This is a genomic window from Elizabethkingia sp. YR214 (genome assembly GCF_003058195.1).
In the GTDB taxonomy this organism is placed as follows: domain Bacteria; phylum Bacteroidota; class Bacteroidia; order Flavobacteriales; family Weeksellaceae; genus Elizabethkingia.
In genome coordinates this window covers 124,839-143,844 of sequence record NZ_QBUH01000007.1, presented here as the reverse complement: position 1 = coordinate 143,844, position 19,006 = coordinate 124,839, and the positions used below count along the sequence as shown (strand labels likewise).

Below are 19,006 nucleotides of genomic sequence, written 5' to 3'. Positions count from 1 at the left end.
CTATGAACTGGAAAACACTATTTAATCCATTCGAAAAATATTCTGATTATAAACTTTTACTGTTTGGAATCCTTTTTTCCCTTCTAACACCATTTGTTTCTTACTATACTCAAAATAGAATGACGAGTTTCATGCGCTTCGACAGACCTGAAGAAGCCCTAACACTAAAAAGTTCATTCTTATATTGTTCAGTAAGTATTGCAAGTATTATTTTAATACTTTATTTAATTGCAATAGTTTTCAATAGGAGATCTCGTTTTATGGATATTACCAATACAATTTTGGTTTCTAATGCTATAAATATTCCCATTCTTCTACTAACCCATCTTATAGATGTGAATAAAGCTTTCTCTTCTGAAGGTATAAATGAGAATTTCTATCAATACATCATAAATCTATTATTTATAATTATAACTACAGCTATTGTTATTTCCCTGGTAATTTATTCTATTGTCTTATTTTTCAATGGTTTCAAAACAGCAACCAACATAAAAAAATTACCACAGATTATACTTTTTGTCTTTATCTTTTTTGTTTCCTTAATGATTTGCCAAATATTTATACCAAAACTCAAATTTTAAAATGATATGAAAATTAAATTATCTATTATGTTACTATTACTTTGCCAAATAGTCTTTTCTCAGAATTTAGAAAAAACTGCAAGTGATTTTGTGAACAACCTTTTTACTAAAAAATACACTGAGAGTGTAAAACTTGAAGATGATGAAGTAAAAGATAAAATGACAGAATCTGTTCTGGAAATGGTCAACGGCCAACTAAGCGGCATGTTCGGAGATTACAAAAAAGTAATTTCTACACAGAAAACTGTAGAAGATGGTATCCCAATGATATTAGTATATACAGAATTCTCTAAACAGAATGTAAATTTCAAAGTTCCTTTTTCAAAGAATAATAAAGTTCTGGGCATATTTAAAGGACCGGATAAAGAAGAGTCATCAAAAATTAATCGTCCACAAACACCAATACCTCCGTATAGTTATAATACAGAAGATGTAAAATTCAAAAATGAGATAGAGGGAAATATTTTGGCCGGAACAATTTCAATTCCATCTGATAAAAAAAATATTCCAATTGCAGTGATGATTACCGGAAGCGGGGCACAAACAAGAGATGAAGAACTTCTAGGTCATAAGTCATTTGCTGTAATTGCAGATTACCTGGCGAAAAATGGAATCGGAACTTTACGCATTGATGACAGAGGAATGGGAGAATCCGAGAAAGGAAAAGCTGGGGCTACTTCTGCAGATTTCGCTACTGATATTAATTCTGCTGTGAACTATTTAGCAAAAAAAGGTTACACCAATATTGGATTAATTGGCCACAGTGAAGGAGGTTTAATAGCACCAATGGTAGCCAACGAAAATAAAAATGTAAAATTTCAGGTATTGCTTGCCGGACCCGGAGTTACAGGCAAACAAATTTTGCTGCAACAAACCTATGACATTTCAAAAGCAAATGGAGCTGATGAAGCTAGTTTGAAATCTAACAAGGAAATGTCTGAAAAAATCTTCGATTATGCAGCTCAATATAAAGGAAGCAATCTATATGAAGATTTAAAGAAATATATTATTACAAGTTTAGGTTCCAACCCTTCATTCAAAGACAACCCTAAAGCGCTGGAAGCACTTGCAGAAAGTAATGCAAAAGGTTTTACAAATCCATGGTTAGCATATTTTATAAAGCATGATCCAGCAAAGGTCTTAGAAAAAACAAAAATACCTACACTAGCTCTTAATGGAAGTTTGGATCTCCAAGTATCTCCAGTCCAAAATCTTTCAGCTATAAAAAATGCGTTGACAAAAGCTGGAAATAAAGATTTTGAAGTTTTAGAAATTCCCGGACTTAATCACCTTTTTCAAACAGCTAAAACCGGAAGCCCTAAAGAATATGAAGAAATAGAAGAAACATTCTCTCCGAAAGCTTTAGAGATTATAAAAAACTGGATACAGAAGCATCAAAAATAAGTGTATAATTTAGGCTGATTCATTATTTTAATGATCTCTTAAATAATATATAGAACCTCATTTACAGAAAGTCTTAACTTTGCAAAAAAACTTTTATGCCTTTAAAAGCGGTACTTTTTGATATGGATGGTGTTATTGTAGATACTGAACCATTACATAGAAAAGCTTATTTCAAAATGTTTGATGAATTTGGGATTAATGTAAGTGAGGAGCTTTTTACTTCCTTTACCGGAAAAACAACACTAAGCGTTTGTCAGGAACTTATAACTCTTTTCAATCTAAATTACACACCACAAGAGTTAACGGATCAAAAGAGAATAAACTTTAAATATCTTTTTGATAATGATCCTGATTTCGATCTTATTCCCGGAGTTAGAAATCTTATTGAAAATTATCATCAAAATGATATAAAAATGATATTGGCTTCTTCAGCCAGTATGAATACCATCAACTGGGTATTCGAAAGATTTGATCTGGAAAAATATTTTGCGGGAAAAATCAGTGGTGCCGATCTAAAACAATCTAAACCTCATCCGGAAATTTTCGAATTGGCAGCCGAAATGTCGGGTGAAGACAAAAACAGCTGTATTGTTATTGAAGATTCCACTAACGGAATACAAGCAGCCTATTCCGCAGCTATTTTCTGTGTAGCTTATAAAAGTATCCATTCAGAAAATCAAAAGTATGACAAAGCTCAAAAGATTATTTCGGACTACAGCGAAATTCACTACGAAACGTCCACAGAATGGTTTAAATAAAAAAAGCTGCCAATTGGCAGCTTTTTTTATTTAGTATCCTAATAATCGTAAAACATCATCAGGTGTTTGTTCTTCGCGAAAAACTGAATATGTATAATTTCCGTTCTCGTCTTTATCAATCAGCACATGTTTAGGCTGTGGCATCAGACAGTGGTGAACTCCACCGTACCCACTAATCGTTTCCTGATATGCTCCTGTATTAAAGAAACCGATATAGAGAGGTTTTGTATCTGTAAACACAGGTAGATAAATAGCATTGGTATGCTGTTCTGAATTATAATAATCGTCGGAATCACAGGTAAGTCCTCCCAGGAAAACTCTCTCATAAGTATCGTCCCAACGGTTAAGTGGTAACATAATAAAGTGTCTGGAAATCGCCCATGTATCTGGCAATGTAGTCATAAACGAACTATCGATCATATTCCATTTCTCTCTGTCGTTCTGACGCTTCTGGCTAATGATCTGGTAAAGATTACCACCACTTTCACCAACAGTAAATGACCCAAATTCTGTATAGATATTTGGTTCTTCTACTCCTTCTTCTTCACAGAATTTTTTGATCTGTAATACGATTTCGTTTACCATGTATTCGTAATCGTAATCGAAATTTAAAGAAGTCTTAATTGGGAAACCACCTCCGATATTTAACGAATCTACTTCAGGAGCAATTTTTTTCAGACGAGCATATACACGAAGACACTTGAACAATTCATTCCAGTAATAGGAGGTATCTTTAATACCTGTATTAATGAAGAAGTGCAACATCTTCAGTCTTGCATTTGGGTGTTCCGCAATTTTCTGGCTGTAATATGGGATAATATCTTTATACCCGATGCCTAAACGCGAAGTATAGAATTCGAATTTTGGTTCTTCCTCGGAAGCAATACGAATTCCAATATTGAAAGTAGTATCTATACTTTCAGTTAGTTTATCCAATTCACGGTAGTTATCCAGAATCGGAGTAATATTTTCAAATCCTGAGTTAATCAGATCTGCAATTTTCACCAGATAATCATCTGTCTTAAATCCATTACAGATTACCTCTACATTTTCCTTTACTTTTCCTTTTTCATAAAGTCTTTTAACGATGTCTATATCGTAAGCTGAAGAAGTTTCAATGCTGATATCATTTTTTAGTGCTTCTTCTAATACGAAGGCAAAATGACTGGATTTCGTACAATAACAGTAACGGTACTTGTTTTTATATTCGTGGGTTTCTATGGCTTCTACAAACCATTTTTTTGCCCGCTGAATATTTTCAGAGATTTTAGGAAGATAATTAAACTTCAAAGGTGTCCCGAATTTTTCCACCAATTCCATTAAAGGAATTCCGTGAAATTTAAGCTGGTGATTGTCCACCTGAAACTCTTCTTGCGGGAAATACAAGGTCTGATCTATAAGTTCAGAATACTTTATTTTCATTCTTTACAATGGGGGTTTAAATAACATAAAATAAAATCGATTTTTCGAGCGACAAAATTGCTAAAAATTAATGGATTTTGAAAGCAGTTTTTTTAATTAGAATGTAGAAGCTGGAAAGCAAGAAAAAAATAAAAAAGAGAAGATCAAAATTCTTCTCTTTTAATCAGTATTTATTTTGTAATGCATTATTTACCAATAAATAACAATATTGCCCCATTACTATAAGAACAGGTAAAAGTATCTTCCACAGCAAAATTACGCGTTCCTATTCTCCCTGTCATACTTAGCTCTTCTCCAAACAAGGGCCAGTTAAGTCCTCTTGTTACTACATTTTCTGCAACAGGATATGGCACCAGAGAAACGATTTTCCCTAATACATTCTGAGCTTCGAATTCATTCGGAATAAAGAAATATTTTGAATATTCGTCGTAAAAAGTAATCTCCATTTTATTCCTGAATAAGTATGCTACTGTAAGATTTCCCAAGTAATGATCTTGCTCGCCACCACTTCCGCCATAAACATCCACTTCATAAAAGCCTTTTTCTATGATTATTTCTAAAGCTTTGTGGAAATCCGTTTTATTCTGATCTGGTGTATGGATTAGTTTTTCAGAAACTATTTTTTCGCTCTCTTCATAGGAATCGAAATCACCTGAAATAAAATCTAATAGATCTAAAGAAAAATTCTTTTCTCTTAAATAATGAAACGCACCATCGGTACATGCAATAAGATCATAGTCTTTAATTTCAGGAATATTTTTAGGAGGTTCTCCATTTATGAAGAGTAATGCTTTCATTTATAAACAAAAAATTAGCTTAGCTTTAATTATGCTTTTAGAGTAGGAATTTCGAAATTTGCTATCTAGCATTAGGATTCCAGTATTCTTCCTGCTCATTATCCAACATGGAGGCATAGCGTGCCATGACAAATAAATAATCGGATAATCGGTTAAGATATTTAATAAGTTCTGGGCGTATTTCTTCAGTTTCATTCAGAAATACCATTCCACGTTCTGCCCGTCTGCAGATTGTTCTGGCAGCATGAAGAAATGTAGCCGCTTTTCCGCCACCAGGCAAAATAAAAAACTGTAATGGTTCCAAACTTTCATCCATCTTATCCATCCATACTTCAAGCTTGCTGATATCTTCCTCTTTTATTGTTACAGGTAGACGGGACTTTCCGTTCGCCAGATATACTTTATCTATCGGTGTTGCAGCCTCAGACCCTAATGTAAAAAGATCATATTGTATTTCTGCGAGTTGTTTCAGGCAGTCACTATCATCGATATGACTTTTGGCTATTCCAATAAAGGCATTCAATTCGTCAATGGTACCATAAGCGTCTACCCTTGCACTAGCCTTAGAAACGCGAGTCCCTCCATATAAAGCAGTTTCTCCTTTATCTCCTGTTTTGGTATATATTTTAAAAGTCATATTGGTGTTTATTTTTTAGCTGGTTAAAATTAATTTATAATCTGCTCTACTTGCAAATCTTTTATTCAGTACAGAAAGCACCAAATCTCCAACCTCGAGGCGCTTACATTTAATACTGAAAATATTTCTATACATTCTCTTCATACTCATAGAGAACAGAGAAAATATTTTCATAAGGATTCGTAATGGTAATTTTAATATTTCATGCAATGGATTAAGCTTTGGAAAGTAATCTTCGTAAGTAAGTCCTTCCAATGTTGAATTGAATCTTTTTTCATATTCTTCCAGAAAAAAATCCCAATCCAATTCGTAGATACCATAATCCAAATAATATGCATCTGAAAGCTTTGTTTTGCCTTTTCTTCTATACCCTAAGTCTTCACTCAACTGTTTTACAGCGAGAATAGCACTTTTAACATCCGAATATTTTGCACAAATAGTTTCCATTGCCTTTATCTTAGGATAACAATAATAACAAATTTACAAATTCACTTTAATAATTTACTCTTTATAAGTTTTTACTAATCTATCGAGATTAAGACTTCTTGCAGAAGCATCGAAAATTTCTTTGTAAACACCTTCTTGTTCATAGAGCTGCTCGTGAGTACCACTTTCAACAACGCGGCCTTTTTTCATTACATAAATTTTATCTGAATCCAGAATTTGTGATAAGGAATGCGAAATAATAATCACTGTTCTGTTTTCTTTAATCGCATCCAAGCTATTTTTAATCTGTTCCGTTGCAATCGCATCTAAACTTGCAGTTGGTTCATCCAGAAAAATAATAGGAGGATCTTTCAGGAATAATCTTGCTATGGCAATTCTTTGTTGCTGCCCTCCGCTTAGCTGTGTCGCATCATGTTGATATCCTTCGGGTAAATCCAAAATCTGATTATGGAGGTAGGCTTTCTTCGCAGCCTCTTCTATTTGTTCAAAAGAAGCATTCATATTACCATATCGGATATTGTCTTCTATTGTACCCTTAAAAATATGATTCTTTTGTAAAACCAATCCGATATGACTTCTTAGAAACTCATTTTCGTAGTCATTTAGATTCTTTCCGTCTAAAAGTATTTCGCCTTTGTTCGGTAAATAAAATTTACACAAAAGATTGATTACAGTACTCTTCCCAGCTCCACTCAGCCCTACTAAAGCAGTTGTTTTTCCGGCTTTAATGCGCATGTTAATGTCATATAAAGCATGCGTTCCGTTTGGATAAGCAAAGTCTACATTCTGCAAATCAAATGTACCCTTTATCTTTATATCTTCTATACTACCATTAGGTTCAGTTTCATCATCAGCATTCAAGATTTCAAAATAACCTTCAGCATAAATAAGAGCATCATTCATTTCGTCATAAATACGGTGAAGCTGGCGAATAGGTGCTGATACATTGTTAAAAAGCATAATATGCAGCATAATGGCACCTATTGTCATTTTCTGATCTAGAACGAGGTAAACTGTCAAAAGAATAATAAGTACAACCCCTATCTGCTCCAAAAAGGTCTTAAGGCCATCATAAAAGAAATTGGTACGACGTGTATACATTTGACTATCCATAAGCTGCATCTGAAGATCAAACTGTTTCTTGCCTTCGAATTTCTCCCGAACAAAGCTTTTAATAACCATAATGGAATTAATCAGATTGAGCAATCCATTAGTCTTTTGTTCGCGCTGAGTACGCAATTGTCTCCTGACACCTTGCAATTTTTTGGCCTGTAAAACACTTACATAGAAGTAAATGGGTATAATAACAGTAGATACTAAACCTACATACACATTTTGCATGTACATGATGATTAATGCTATAATAGCATTGGAAAATAGGGGTAAAATATCGATAAAGAAATTCTGAACTAAACGCGTTAAACTCTCAATCCCGCGGTCAATACGAATTTGCAGCTTTCCACTTTCATGATTTTCATCGTTATAATAAGCTATTCTGTAAGTTAAAATCTTATCGATAGCAGCCTGAGCCAGATCACTACTAACATTTATTCTGATTTTCTCTCCATAAAATTTTTGCCCAAACTGAATAAAGATATTGGCCAGTTCTTTTCCTAAAAGGATTACGCTAATGACAACCAAAACATGAACTCCTTCCTGCATTGGATGTACAAGGTGCGTTAATTTGGAAACCTCATCTACAGTATACTTAAGTACAATTGGATTCACCTGAGCAGCAAGAGCGCCCAGAAAGGTAAGAATTAACGTCCCATAAATCATCAGCCTATAAGGCTTGATAAAAGGACGTAATTGTTGATAAATATGGATAAGATTGAGTGTCCTTGTGAATTTTTTTGCCATAAAATCTTCTAAGCCACTCGAAGATACGGATTAAAACTTTTCGAATCTAAAGTTTTCTCCAAGATATGCCTGACGTACTTCAGGGTCATTTGCAAGGTCTTCCGGAATACCTTCTTTCAGAATTCTTCCCTCAAACATAATATAAGTTTTATGTGTAATAGCAAGAGTTTGCTGTACATTGTGGTCAGTAATCAGAATACCTATATTTTTATCCACTAATGAGCGCACAATTTTCTGGATATCTTCTACTGCAATTGGGTCTACCCCTGCAAAAGGTTCATCTAGTAAAATGAAACTTGGATTTGTAGCTAAACACCGCGCAATTTCAGTTCTACGTCTTTCTCCTCCGGACAACAAATCTCCTCGGTTTTTACGAACATGCTCCAGAGAAAATTCTTCAATTAATTCATTGCATTTCTTTTTTTGTTCTTGCTTGGAAAGTTTTGTAAGCTGCAATACTCCCATAATATTGTCTTCAACAGATAATTTCCTAAAAATTGAAGCTTCTTGTGCCAAATAACCAATACCTTTCTGAGCTCTGCGGTACATTGCATCTGAGGTAATTTCATGGTCGTCCAGCCATATTTTTCCGGAAGTTGGCTTTACCAAGCCTACAATCATATAGAAAGATGTTGTTTTACCAGCGCCATTAGGACCCAATAAGCCGACAATTTCCCCTTGTCGAACTTCCACAGACACTCCCTTTACTACTTTTTTAGGACCATATTCTTTAATCAGATTTTCTCCGCGTAGAATCATTTGCAATAATTAATTGGACAAAGATAGAGAAAATTGTGACGTTGTCTATTTGTGAATTTCAGTAATCCTGATTTTATGTTTACTATAAATGATTTTTATAAAAATGTGGATAAAAAAAGCAGACTAAAAAGTCTGCTTTATACCTCTATTTATTTTTTATTAGGTTTTTCAGATAAGCTCCATAGCCGCTCTTTCCATACTTCTGTGCAGTCTCCAGAAGTTTTCCTTCATCAATAAATCCATTATGAAAAGCAATTTCTTCTATGCATCCTATTTTAAAGCCCTGCCGTTTTTCAATAACGCTTACAAACTCTGAAGCTTCATGTAAAGAATCGAATGTACCGGTATCTAGCCAAGCTGTTCCTCTATCCAATACACCAACTTCAAGCTTACCTTGTTGCAAATAAATATTGTTAACATCTGTAATTTCAAGTTCTCCACGCGGTGATGGCTGTATATTTTTCGCTATTTCTACAACATTATTATCATAGAAATATAAGCCTGGTACGGCATAATTAGATTTAGGTTTCAAGGGCTTTTCTTCTATTGATAAAGCCTTAAAATTATCATCAAACTCAACAACACCATAACGTTCCGGATCTGCCACATGATATGCAAATACAACACCTCCATCTGGATTAGTTTTATGTTTTAGCATTCTCCCCATACCATTTCCATAGAAAATATTATCTCCCAGCACTAAAGCTGCAGCATCGTTACCAATGAATTGCTCTCCTAAAATAAATGCTTGTGCTAAACCATCGGGACTTGGTTGTACTACATATTCTATATTACACCCGATTTGTGATCCATCTCCTAAGAGCTTTACAAACCCTGCCTGGTCATGTGGAGTTGTGATGATCAATATATCTTTAATACCAGCTAAAAGTAAAGTGGATAAAGGGTAATAAATCATTGGTTTATCATAAACCGGCATTAACTGTTTACTTACAGCTATCGTTAATGGATATAATCTTGTCCCGGATCCTCCGGCGAGAATGATTCCTTTCATTCAATATCAAATTTTGAATTTATTTATCTTTTCTAAAATTATGAATATTGATTTTCATAATATTTTTGATAATCTCCGGAAGTTACATTTTCTAACCAGTCTTTATTACTCAAATACCAGTCAATTGTCTTAGCTAATCCTTCTTCAAAAGTAACTGAAGGTTTCCAGCCTAAATCCTTATTAAGTTTCGTTGCATCAATTGCATAACGCTTATCGTGCCCTGGACGGTCCTTAACAAATGTAATTAGTTGCTCGGAATAGCCTTTTGGTTTATCCAACTTAGCATCCAATTGTTTTATTAGTTCTTTTACCAGATCAATATTCTGCCATTCGTTAAAACCTCCGATATTGTATGTTTCTCCGGTTTTAGCTTCATTAAAGATCTGATGAATTGCTCTGGCATGATCTATTACATATAACCAATCTCTGGTATACTTTCCGTCACCATAAATTGGCAATGGTTTTTCATTTAGAATATTAGAAATACACAATGGAATTAACTTTTCAGGAAAATGGTTTGGTCCATAATTATTAGAACAGTTAGAAATTATGAATGGCATTCCATAAGTATTACCATAAGCTCTTACTAAATGATCTGATGCCGCTTTAGAAGCGGAATAAGGTGACTGAGGATCATAAGCAGTTGTTTCTAAAAAGAAACCTGTTTCACCTAAACTTCCATATACTTCATCTGTAGAAACATGATAGAAAAGGTTTGTTCTTGATTCATTAGGAAATCTGCCATGTGTATGTTCTGGATTAAGTGCCCAAAATTCGCGACACAAATTCAGTAAATTTGCTGTTCCGATCACATTTGTATTAATAAACGCATTTGGATCTGCAATGCTTCTGTCTACATGACTCTCTGCTGCTAAATGTACTACAGCATCTGGATTGTATTTTTCAAAAACCTTTCTAAGCTCTTCGGGCTTCGTAATATCTGCCTTTTCGAAAATATAATTAGATGAGCTTTCAATATCTTTCAGATTTTCCAAATTCCCTGCATAAGTTAATGCATCCAGATTGATAATTGTAATCTCAGGTTTTTTTATAACAAATTCTCTTACAACATGGGATCCAATAAAACCTGCTCCTCCTGTAATGATTATATTCTTCATAATAAGTTTAGTAGTTTTTATCTTTAAAAGCCGGAGCTTTCTGATCTTTCTCTGATAAAATCATATCTGCTTCTGCAATTTTCCAATCGATATTAAGATCTGAATCATTGAACTTAACACTCCCCTCAGATTTTTTGTTATAAAAGTTATCACATTTATAAGAAAAAATTGCAGTTTCACTTAGTACTACAAAACCATGAGCAAAGCCTCTGGGTACGTAAAACTGAATTTTATTTTCAGCCGTAAGCTCTACTCCATACCATTGTCCAAATGTTGGAGAATCATCTCTTAAATCTACAGCAATATCCCATACCTTTCCTTCCAGACAGGATACAAGTTTAGCCTGAGCATGCTCTCCTTTTTGTAAATGCAATCCTCTTAAAACACCATATGAAGATTTTGAAATATTATCCTGAACGAAATGACCATTTAAGCCACTCAGTTCTTCAAATTTATTCTCATTATATTTTTCAAAAAAATACCCTCTTTCATCTTCAAAAATAGTAGGCTCTATAATATAACAATCCTTCAGAGGAGTTTCTATTAATATCATAACTACTTATTAGCTTCTTGCTTTTTAAGTTCTTGTTCATACACAGCTTTTTTCAAAGCAGTGCTTGAAAAACGGTGATCCCTTTTATTATAATATATTTCTATTCCTTTTTGTTCACAGTAATCTTTTCCCGTAAAGTTTGTCTCACGATAATCATCTCCAATAATACGTACATCTATGACAAAGGACTTTAAGATATCTAATAAGTCTTCCTCTGTATTATATGGAATAATTTCATCTACCGAACGACAAGCTTTTAACTGAATATAACGTTCAACAATGCTTTGTGTAGGTCTATTTTTATTAGGTCTATCAATAGTGGGGTCTAGTTGCAAACCAACAATAAGATAGTCACATACAGTTTTAGCCTCTTCCAACATTTTGATATGCCCAGCATGCAATAAATCAAAAGCAGAAAAAGTAATTCCTATTTTTTGTGTTTTCATATTTATCTTTTATTTTGTAATACGCAATGAGCAAAAGTACATATTAAATTATGAAAAGCAAATTAGATTTTATTCGATAGCATTTCTAAAGTTGTTCTCATTATTTTAAACAATTACGGTTTCCCGTAATTACAATTCAAATAAAATATATAATTTTGAAATAACATCAAATCATAAATTATAAAGCTTCTCTTTGAATGAAATATCAAGAGAAGCTTTTATTTTTAAGATAGTGTCCCGAATATCTATTAAAAGACAGATTTCTTCTTACTCAGGTTCCACTACTTTATTTTCTGTAATACAATATCTTCTATTACTATGGGCACTGGTATATATCTATCCTAAACACTCATTAACCATAATAATTTCTCTAAAGTCCGTGTTTATTTATTATTTTCTTCTTTAATACAAGATATATTATACTTCCTGAGCTTATAATTCCACCAGATAATATAATTTGATATTCTAAGGGCAATGATGTAGCCCATATTACAACTATACCAATAAGTAGCTGAATTATTCCATAAGCTGCAGAAACAATAAGTTTATTTACTTTATTCTCGTTTGCTAAATATTGATATAAATGACTTCGATGTGCTTTGAAAATATTTTCTTTTTTTGTCAGTCTTCTAACTATAGTCCATATTGCATCTAGTCCATATACGGTTAAAAATAAAAGATATATTATATTACCCGTCTTTACAATTAGCTGACTTAGAAGAAAGACAATAATAAATGCGATACTAACACTCCCTACATCTCCTGCAAAACATTTTGCCCTCTGTCTGAAATTAAAAAAACCAAAAACTAATGACGCTATAATGCTATAATATATTAGATTTTCATCTACAAAATTTATACTTAAATTAACTATCGCTAAAAGGGAAAGAACAACCAAACTATAGAATGCAGTAATTCCATTAATCCCATCCATAAAATTATAAGCATTAATAATTCCTATAGTTAGTACCAATGCTATTATGGGAATAAACCAAGCATAAGAAAAAAGACCTATTTGCACAAACATTAGTATTACACTTATTAGGTGTATTAATAAGCGAATTTTATTAGATAATGTAAATATATCATCTAAAAAACTCACTAAAGCCATTAAGCTAAGCCCTAATATAAAATATGGATATTGAAAATCCGAAATTAAAAAGAATAATAAAGCGCCAAAATAAAAAATAACTCCCCCCCCTCTTAAAGTAATCTGAGTATGAGAACTTCTCTCGTTAGGTTTATCTATAATATTGAATTTATCTGCAATTTTAAAATAGATAAGCTCAAGAATAAAAAGTAAAATAATTATAGCTAAATAATTCATTATTTTTTTTATAATTTTTTGATTGTATCAGAAGGTTTAAAACCAAATTCTTTTATTAATTTTGTATTATCAAAAGTAAGTGATTTCACAATTTTATTAAGTTTCAGTAAATTAATGGGCGCTTTATTCCCCAATCCTTCACCGACTAAAGCCATTAGCTTAGCAATAAAATAAGGGATATTTATAATTTTCCTATGCATTTTTAACGAAATTTTATTCGAAATCATTCTAAAAGAAGGATGAATACTATCACATACATTATATATTCCTCCCTTTTTCAGAATAGAATTTTCAATTAAATCAGCAAAATCATCAACCCAAATAACACTTTTTCTTGCCTTCCCTCCAGCAATATTGAAATATCTTCTTTTATCTATTGCATTTATCATATCACCTAAATTACCTGGAGGATTAGGTCCTGCAATTAGCGATGGTCTTAGAATAAAGAGTTTGACATTATTTTTAATACTCCAATTCTGTAAGAACTGTTCAGCTAAAATTTTACTTTTAGCATAAGGAGTGTTTCCTAAAAGGGATTCGTTTTCATTTATATTTTCCCCCGAATCCCTCCCATATACAGCAACTGTACTGACAAAAATAAAAACCTCAGGCAGATTATTCTCTAAGGCTAAACAAACATTTTTGGTTCCTTCAAAATTAACATCAAAGAATTCTTTTTCGTCTTCTTTTGACCGAGGAATTGAATGCGCCTTTCCTGCAGCGTGAAATACAATATCAAATTTCTCAGAAAATGCAGGAAGTTGCTTCCTAATATCAAATGTATAATCAGCATTTCTGGTACTTAATGTCTTTATAATGTGTTTTCTGCTTGAAAGAATTGGAATTATATTCTTTCCCAGAAAACCATTAGATCCTGTACATAATATTTTCATCAGATTATATCATAGAATTTGTTTAATATTATTTCTTCTGAAAACTTATTAACTGCTGTTTTTCTTGCTTTATCCTTTTTCCGTTGTAAGTCTTCAATAATATCATTATTAAAATTATTAAAAAAAACAATTAATGCAGTTTTATCTTTTGGTTCGAATGTATAACCAATATCTTCTTCATTAATAAGCATACTAATTTCACTTCTTTTATCTCCTATATATAAAATAGGCTTTCCTGCTGCGAGTATATTATATGCTTTTGACGGAACACCTAAACCCAACATTCCTTCTGCGAGGCTAACGAAAGCAACATCGCACTTATTAAGTATAGTTTTTTGTTCACTTCTCGAGTATGCCCCCGAAAAAAAGACATTATTCAATTTATTGATTCGGACAAAGTTTTGCATCTCTTCTTTTACAGCCCCTTCTCCAATGAAATAGAACGCTAATCGTTCATTCTCAATCTGCTTAATTATATCTAATAATTCAAGCAACCCTTGAACACGCCCTATATTACCAGCATATTGAAACACTATTTTATTCCTGAGTGGAGATTTATAATCTATAACATTATCTTTTGGGACAGGAAAAATATCATCTATATCAGCCCAATTTTCTATAATAATAATTTTCGCCTTAGTATTCTTAATTTTTCTTTGAACAATCTCTTTCATATCTCGGCCTAATACAATAAGTGTATCAGCTTTGGAATATGCTTTATCAAATATTTTTTTTATTACTCTATATATAATCCCTTTTTCAGATTTAATAATTCCAGATGGAATCGTATTTTCGGGAAAAACATCATGTACAAGAATAATAACTTCTGTTTTTTTTATCTTTTTTAAAATGGTAACTAAAAGAATTAGAGGTGCAGGATTAGTAACAATAAAAATTTTCTCTCCTCTCTTTACGTTTTTTAATAAATAAAAAAACATAGAAAAACTAAGATAAAAAAATCTAAGTACTCTGCTTAATAAACTATTTTTATTTCCTTCAAACCCTTCGATTCTTTTAATATTTACTCGTTTATCAATTGTAAAAGAAGTCTCATCTTCTGATCTTTTATCATAAACAGGCGCACCACATACAACATTGACTTTATATTTTGAAGAAAGTTTATTCGAAATTTTCGTCAGAATATATGATGTAGAAGTCTCCTCTGGATAAAAAAGTTCTGTTGCAATCCAAATATTTTCCATTATATTTCTTCTGACCAAACGGTTCTCTTGATATAGTCTGTATAAGAAATAATAATTCTTACTACTTTCTCAGAAACATTAGGCATCGAATAATCAGAAACTGGTCTAAAGTTTCTTTCAGTTCCTATTTTTTGCTGTAAAACTTGTGTTAACCCTTGTAAAATACGTTCAGGAGATAAACCTACCATCATTACGCTTGCTTCTTCCATTGCCTCAGGCCTTTCATGAGCCTGACGTATATTCAATGCTCTAAAGTTTAATATTGATGATTCTTCCGAAATCGTTCCCGAATCTGAAAGACAAGCATATGCATGCATTTGTAATGCATTATAATCATGGAAACCTAGTGGTTTTAGAAATTGAATTTCAGGACGCATCTCTATTTGCATTTTATCAATCATGTTCTTTGTCCGAGGATGTGTTGAAACAATAATTGGATATTGATATTTCTCAGCAATAGAATTTAACGAGGTCATTAATCCGCGGAAATTCTTTTCAGAATTTATATTTTCTTCACGATGAGAAGAAACCACAAAAAATTTTCCTTTCTCTAGGTTTAAATTTTCTAAAACTTTCGAAGTATTAATTTCTGGTAAATAATGGTTTAATACTTCAAACATTGGGGAGCCAGTTTTGATAATTCTATCCGCAGGAAGACCTTCTCTTAAAAGATATTCTCTGGCTATATCCGAATAAGTTAAGTTGATATCAGCTGTATGATCAACAATTTTACGATTGGTTTCTTCAGGAACACGTTGATCAAAGCATCTATTTCCAGCTTCCATATGGAATATAGGAATATGTCTTTTCTTTGCAGGAATAGCACATAAACAGGAATTGGTATCTCCTAATACCAAAAATGCATCCGGTCTCAATTCTTCTAGCAAAGGATCTATTTTAATTAGTATATTTCCAACAGTTTCTGTTGCTGTTTTACCCGCAGCTTCAAGAAAATAGTCTGGTTTACGAAGCCCAAGATCTTCAAAGAAGATTTGGTTCAATTCATAATCATAATTTTGTCCTGTATGAACAATTATATGTTCAATAGCTTCAGAAGCATCTAAAGCTGATAATACTCTTGATAGTCTTATAATTTCCGGTCTTGTACCAACGACCGTCATTACTTTTAGTTTCTTCATTGTTATGTTTTACTGTTATACTGTCTCAAAATATGTATCTGAATCATCCGGATTAAAAGGTTCATCAATCCAGAAAATAGTATATAACTCCTCTTCTCCTATATTTTTTATATTATGTGTATACCAGATAGGCATATCAACATATGCAGGTTCATTTCCATCCAAATAGAAATCTAGAACTTCATCTGAATCGATTTTTCTAAGCTGAATCAAAGCCTTTCCTTTAATTACAGCAAAACGTTCTATCTTTCGGGTATGATAATGATTTCCTCTTGTAACTCCGGGTATCGTAGTAGAAAAAGAACACTGTCCTCCAATACCCAGCCGAATAACTTCTACAAAAGCTCCTCTTGGATCTTTATGTTGCAAAAATTTTATTGGATAATGCTCTTTATAATTAATGTATGATCTATAAGTATTAAATAAATTGTGCTCAAATGAACTATTAATTGCAGGAATTTCTCCACCATCAAAATATTTTACTTTATAGTCATTCAATAATGCTAATACTTCGGAAACTTTTTTTATTGCAGTTGGCTCAACGAAAAATTCAGGTTCATTACTTGCTCCCCTTATTTTATTAATGATAATATTTACAAGTTCCTGAACATAAATTAATTTTACTTCTCCATCATTTGCAATCGTTGGAATCTCTCCAGTTGTCAGTTGATGACAAAAAGTAGCGATAAAAGAGTTATAAAAAGGCTTTCCAAAAGCTCCGAATACGTTTGGAATAATTAAACCTGTAATTCCGCCCTCATTTTCCCTTGCCCAGTTTACAAGAGCTTCACGCCCCTCTCTCTTTGATTTCCCATAAAGATTCTCTCTCTCTTCTTGTGTAGAGGAGGAAACTATTACATGTGCCTTAGAGTGGGTCCTTTGAAGAGAATCAACTAATTTATGTACCAAACCAATATTGGTTTCATAAATAAACTGTTCAGATTCATGACGATTCATTGCAGCTAAATGTACAATAACATCGCATTTTTCAACAAATTCATCTAATTGAATCTCATTATCAAAATATTCTTTTTGAAAGTCAATGCGCTCAAATTCTTCCGGGAATAATCCCAATGTATTATATAAATGTCGTCCAACAAAGCCATTTTGCCCTGTAACTCCTATTTTTTTCATAGTTTAATTTTAAAATAATCTAAAGGAAAACGATATTCATCTTTGATTTCATTTAAAGCATAATCAGCCATTATAAGAAGTTTACTATCTTCTGTAGAAGCTTTTATTGCAGTAACACACCCAGCTTCAACAGCTAAAATATTTAGTCCTTCTGCATTAAGTTCATACATATTAGGTTCTAAATTTTCTGATGGATTTTCAAAATCATCAATTTTTATAACAGCAATAATAAAACTTCCCTTAATACAACTGAACCATCGTTTCTCTATTGCATGCCCTTGCCATCCACGTATAAAATCTATACTTGCATTTTCAATAGTGTAAATTCTTTTAATGGCTGAAGCATCAAAATTATTATTAAAATTAACGATTCCTCTTTCATCAACATGCTTGTTTCCTTTAATTAGCATTTCTGTTTCATTTTTATTTTCTAAATGCTAATAAGGATATTGCATTACATCCTCTCCAAATACTTCTTTTCTAATTAAAGGTAAACCTGAAACTAGTTTTTTAAGGCCCTCAACTCCTTGTTGTTCTGTATTATGAGAATGGTAATCATTAATTTTTGAAACATCCTCCTCCCCTTCAGAAAAATATTTAGCATAATTCAAGTCCCTGTTATCTGCAGGAATACGATAAAAATCTCCCATATCTTCTGCTTTTATCATTTCCTCTCGAGTACAAAGTGTCTCATACAATTTTTCACCATGACGTGTTCCTATAACTTTGATTGGGACATCTTTACCTGTAAGTTCCATTAAAGCTTTAGCCAAGTCACCTATGCTACCTGCCGGTGCTTTATTCACAAATAAATCTCCAGGAGTTCCATTTTCAAAAGCAAATAGCACCAAATCGACAGCATCTTCCAATGACATAAAAAAACGGGACATATTTGGATCAGTAATAGTAATTGGTTGCCCTCTCTGAATTTGATTTAAAAATAAAGGAATTACCGAGCCACGGGAAGCCATCACATTTCCATATCGGGTAAGACAAACTACTGTATCTGTAAGATTTCTTGATTCTGCTACGGCAACTTTTTCCATCATCGCCTTGGAAATACCCATCGCATTGATTGGATAAGCAGCTTTGTCTGTTGAAAGACAAATAACTTTTTCTACATTATTAGCTGCTGCTGCACGAATAACATTTTGTGTTCCTTCCACATTCGTTTTCACTGCCTGCATTGGAAAAAATTCGCATGAAGGAACTTGTTTTAATGCGGCTGCATGAAAAATATAGTCTACTCCTCTTGTAGCAGGTTCCACACTTGAAAAATCTCTTACATCACCGATATAATATTTTATTTTATCATTCTTGTATAGATTTCTCATATCATCCTGTTTTTTCTCATCTCGAGAAAAAATTCGAATTTCTTTAAAGTGGTCAGTTTGTAAAAACCTATTGAGAACAGCTGTTCCAAAAGAACCAGTTCCTCCTGTAATTAGAAGTACTCTATCTTTAATCTGCATATTTAGTATTTAAGTACAAAAATAGTAAACTACAATCAATTTTTA

20 protein-coding genes are annotated in these 19,006 nt (G+C 32.6%); 3 read left to right on the top strand and 17 right to left on the bottom strand.

The window, feature by feature from the left end; genetic code table 11:
- Positions 1 to 2: 2 nt before the first annotated feature.
- The 3 genes from C8J95_RS18865 (at position 3) to C8J95_RS14905 (ending at position 2,743) form a co-directional block, all read left to right on the top strand.
- The gene (locus C8J95_RS18865) at positions 3 to 581 is read left to right on the top strand and encodes a YIP1 family protein (RefSeq protein ID WP_221407245.1); all 579 of its coding nucleotides are present in this window, start codon (positions 3 to 5) and stop codon (positions 579 to 581) included.
- A 27-nt stretch (positions 582 to 608) separates the two neighbouring features.
- Entirely contained in the window at positions 609 to 1,985 is a 1,377-nt protein-coding gene (locus C8J95_RS14910) for an alpha/beta fold hydrolase (protein ID WP_255412828.1), read from the top strand.
- 95 nt (positions 1,986 to 2,080) lie between these two features.
- The gene (locus C8J95_RS14905; RefSeq protein ID WP_107809545.1) at positions 2,081 to 2,743 is read left to right on the top strand and encodes an HAD family phosphatase; all 663 of its coding nucleotides are present in this window, start codon (positions 2,081 to 2,083) and stop codon (positions 2,741 to 2,743) included.
- Between the two features lie 30 nt (positions 2,744 to 2,773).
- On the opposite strand, the gene C8J95_RS14900 is transcribed toward C8J95_RS14905, so the two are convergent.
- The 17 genes from C8J95_RS14900 to C8J95_RS14820 form a co-directional block, all read right to left on the bottom strand.
- Positions 2,774 to 4,165: an arginine decarboxylase gene (locus C8J95_RS14900; RefSeq protein ID WP_107809544.1), complete on the bottom strand. Its 1,392-nt coding sequence runs from the start codon at positions 4,163 to 4,165 to the stop codon at positions 2,774 to 2,776.
- A gap of 185 nt (positions 4,166 to 4,350) precedes the next feature.
- Positions 4,351 to 4,962: a thiamine diphosphokinase gene (locus C8J95_RS14895; RefSeq protein ID WP_107809543.1), complete on the bottom strand. Its 612-nt coding sequence runs from the start codon at positions 4,960 to 4,962 to the stop codon at positions 4,351 to 4,353.
- A gap of 61 nt (positions 4,963 to 5,023) precedes the next feature.
- Positions 5,024 to 5,599, bottom strand: coding sequence for a cob(I)yrinic acid a,c-diamide adenosyltransferase (locus C8J95_RS14890; RefSeq protein WP_107809542.1), 576 nt, complete (start codon positions 5,597 to 5,599; stop codon positions 5,024 to 5,026).
- Positions 5,600 to 5,614: 15 nt separating this feature from the next.
- On the bottom strand, positions 5,615 to 6,046 hold the full coding sequence (locus C8J95_RS14885; protein ID WP_107809541.1) for a DUF1493 family protein: 432 nt from the start codon (positions 6,044 to 6,046) through the stop codon (positions 5,615 to 5,617).
- Between the two features lie 54 nt (positions 6,047 to 6,100).
- Positions 6,101 to 7,825, bottom strand: a complete 1,725-nt coding sequence (locus C8J95_RS14880; protein WP_107809540.1) for an ABC transporter ATP-binding protein — start codon at positions 7,823 to 7,825, stop codon at positions 6,101 to 6,103.
- Positions 7,826 to 7,936: 111 nt separating this feature from the next.
- Complete coding sequence (lptB, locus tag C8J95_RS14875) at positions 7,937 to 8,665, bottom strand: LPS export ABC transporter ATP-binding protein (protein WP_107809539.1); 729 nt, start codon at positions 8,663 to 8,665, stop codon at positions 7,937 to 7,939.
- Between the two features lie 145 nt (positions 8,666 to 8,810).
- Positions 8,811 to 9,677 (bottom strand): glucose-1-phosphate thymidylyltransferase RfbA, encoded by an 867-nt coding sequence (rfbA, locus tag C8J95_RS14870; RefSeq protein ID WP_107809538.1) that lies wholly within the window; start codon positions 9,675 to 9,677, stop codon positions 8,811 to 8,813.
- A 38-nt stretch (positions 9,678 to 9,715) separates the two neighbouring features.
- Positions 9,716 to 10,795, bottom strand: coding sequence for a dTDP-glucose 4,6-dehydratase (gene rfbB / locus C8J95_RS14865; RefSeq protein WP_107809537.1), 1,080 nt, complete (start codon positions 10,793 to 10,795; stop codon positions 9,716 to 9,718).
- 7 nt (positions 10,796 to 10,802) lie between these two features.
- Entirely contained in the window at positions 10,803 to 11,348 is a 546-nt protein-coding gene (rfbC, locus tag C8J95_RS14860) for a dTDP-4-dehydrorhamnose 3,5-epimerase (protein ID WP_107809536.1), read from the bottom strand.
- A 2-nt stretch (positions 11,349 to 11,350) separates the two neighbouring features.
- Positions 11,351 to 11,794: an adenylyltransferase/cytidyltransferase family protein gene (locus tag C8J95_RS14855; protein WP_107809535.1), complete on the bottom strand. Its 444-nt coding sequence runs from the start codon at positions 11,792 to 11,794 to the stop codon at positions 11,351 to 11,353.
- A 370-nt stretch (positions 11,795 to 12,164) separates the two neighbouring features.
- Complete coding sequence (locus tag C8J95_RS14850) at positions 12,165 to 13,121, bottom strand: glycosyltransferase family 4 protein (protein WP_107809534.1); 957 nt, start codon at positions 13,119 to 13,121, stop codon at positions 12,165 to 12,167.
- 8 nt (positions 13,122 to 13,129) lie between these two features.
- On the bottom strand, positions 13,130 to 14,014 hold the full coding sequence (locus tag C8J95_RS14845) for an NAD(P)-dependent oxidoreductase (RefSeq protein ID WP_107809533.1): 885 nt from the start codon (positions 14,012 to 14,014) through the stop codon (positions 13,130 to 13,132).
- On the bottom strand, positions 14,014 to 15,216 hold the full coding sequence (locus C8J95_RS14840) for a glycosyltransferase family 4 protein (protein WP_107809532.1): 1,203 nt from the start codon (positions 15,214 to 15,216) through the stop codon (positions 14,014 to 14,016). Before C8J95_RS14840 ends, C8J95_RS14845 begins: the two co-directional genes overlap by 1 nt.
- Positions 15,216 to 16,355 carry a non-hydrolyzing UDP-N-acetylglucosamine 2-epimerase gene (wecB, locus tag C8J95_RS14835; protein WP_107809531.1) on the bottom strand — a complete coding sequence of 380 codons (1,140 nt, stop codon included), beginning with the start codon at positions 16,353 to 16,355 and terminating at the stop codon, positions 15,216 to 15,218. The genes C8J95_RS14840 and wecB overlap by 1 nt, the downstream gene beginning before the upstream one ends.
- 15 nt (positions 16,356 to 16,370) lie before the next feature.
- Positions 16,371 to 17,489 (bottom strand): NAD-dependent epimerase/dehydratase family protein, encoded by a 1,119-nt coding sequence (locus C8J95_RS14830; RefSeq protein ID WP_107809530.1) that lies wholly within the window; start codon positions 17,487 to 17,489, stop codon positions 16,371 to 16,373.
- Positions 17,486 to 17,899, bottom strand: a complete 414-nt coding sequence (locus C8J95_RS14825; RefSeq protein ID WP_107809529.1) for a WxcM-like domain-containing protein — start codon at positions 17,897 to 17,899, stop codon at positions 17,486 to 17,488. The genes C8J95_RS14830 and C8J95_RS14825 overlap by 4 nt, the downstream gene beginning before the upstream one ends.
- A 27-nt stretch (positions 17,900 to 17,926) precedes the next feature.
- Positions 17,927 to 18,961, bottom strand: a complete 1,035-nt coding sequence (locus C8J95_RS14820; RefSeq protein ID WP_107809528.1) for a polysaccharide biosynthesis protein — start codon at positions 18,959 to 18,961, stop codon at positions 17,927 to 17,929.
- Positions 18,962 to 19,006 lie beyond the last annotated feature (45 nt).

Bases quoted from the DNA above. Each gene is read 5' to 3' on its own strand.
- C8J95_RS18865 (WP_221407245.1), top strand. From the start codon at position 3: ATGAACTGGAAAACACTATTTAATCCATTCGAAAAATATTCTGATTAT.
- C8J95_RS14910 (WP_255412828.1), top strand. From the start codon at position 609: ATGTTACTATTACTTTGCCAAATAGTCTTTTCTCAGAATTTAGAAAAA.
- C8J95_RS14905 (WP_107809545.1), top strand. From the start codon at position 2,081: ATGCCTTTAAAAGCGGTACTTTTTGATATGGATGGTGTTATTGTAGAT.
- C8J95_RS14900 (WP_107809544.1), bottom strand. From the start codon at position 4,165: ATGAAAATAAAGTATTCTGAACTTATAGATCAGACCTTGTATTTCCCG.
- C8J95_RS14895 (WP_107809543.1), bottom strand. From the start codon at position 4,962: ATGAAAGCATTACTCTTCATAAATGGAGAACCTCCTAAAAATATTCCT.
- C8J95_RS14890 (WP_107809542.1), bottom strand. From the start codon at position 5,599: ATGACTTTTAAAATATATACCAAAACAGGAGATAAAGGAGAAACTGCT.
- C8J95_RS14885 (WP_107809541.1), bottom strand. From the start codon at position 6,046: ATGGAAACTATTTGTGCAAAATATTCGGATGTTAAAAGTGCTATTCTC.
- C8J95_RS14880 (WP_107809540.1), bottom strand. From the start codon at position 7,825: ATGATTTATGGGACGTTAATTCTTACCTTTCTGGGCGCTCTTGCTGCT.
- lptB (WP_107809539.1), bottom strand. From the start codon at position 8,665: ATGATTCTACGCGGAGAAAATCTGATTAAAGAATATGGTCCTAAAAAA.
- rfbA (WP_107809538.1), bottom strand. From the start codon at position 9,677: ATGAAAGGAATCATTCTCGCCGGAGGATCCGGGACAAGATTATATCCA.
- rfbB (WP_107809537.1), bottom strand. From the start codon at position 10,795: ATGAAGAATATAATCATTACAGGAGGAGCAGGTTTTATTGGATCCCAT.
- rfbC (WP_107809536.1), bottom strand. From the start codon at position 11,348: ATGATATTAATAGAAACTCCTCTGAAGGATTGTTATATTATAGAGCCT.
- C8J95_RS14855 (WP_107809535.1), bottom strand. From the start codon at position 11,794: ATGAAAACACAAAAAATAGGAATTACTTTTTCTGCTTTTGATTTATTG.
- C8J95_RS14850 (WP_107809534.1), bottom strand. From the start codon at position 13,121: ATGAATTATTTAGCTATAATTATTTTACTTTTTATTCTTGAGCTTATC.
- C8J95_RS14845 (WP_107809533.1), bottom strand. From the start codon at position 14,014: ATGAAAATATTATGTACAGGATCTAATGGTTTTCTGGGAAAGAATATA.
- C8J95_RS14840 (WP_107809532.1), bottom strand. From the start codon at position 15,216: ATGGAAAATATTTGGATTGCAACAGAACTTTTTTATCCAGAGGAGACT.
- wecB (WP_107809531.1), bottom strand. From the start codon at position 16,355: ATGAAGAAACTAAAAGTAATGACGGTCGTTGGTACAAGACCGGAAATT.
- C8J95_RS14830 (WP_107809530.1), bottom strand. From the start codon at position 17,489: ATGAAAAAAATAGGAGTTACAGGGCAAAATGGCTTTGTTGGACGACAT.
- C8J95_RS14825 (WP_107809529.1), bottom strand. From the start codon at position 17,899: ATGCTAATTAAAGGAAACAAGCATGTTGATGAAAGAGGAATCGTTAAT.
- C8J95_RS14820 (WP_107809528.1), bottom strand. From the start codon at position 18,961: ATGCAGATTAAAGATAGAGTACTTCTAATTACAGGAGGAACTGGTTCT.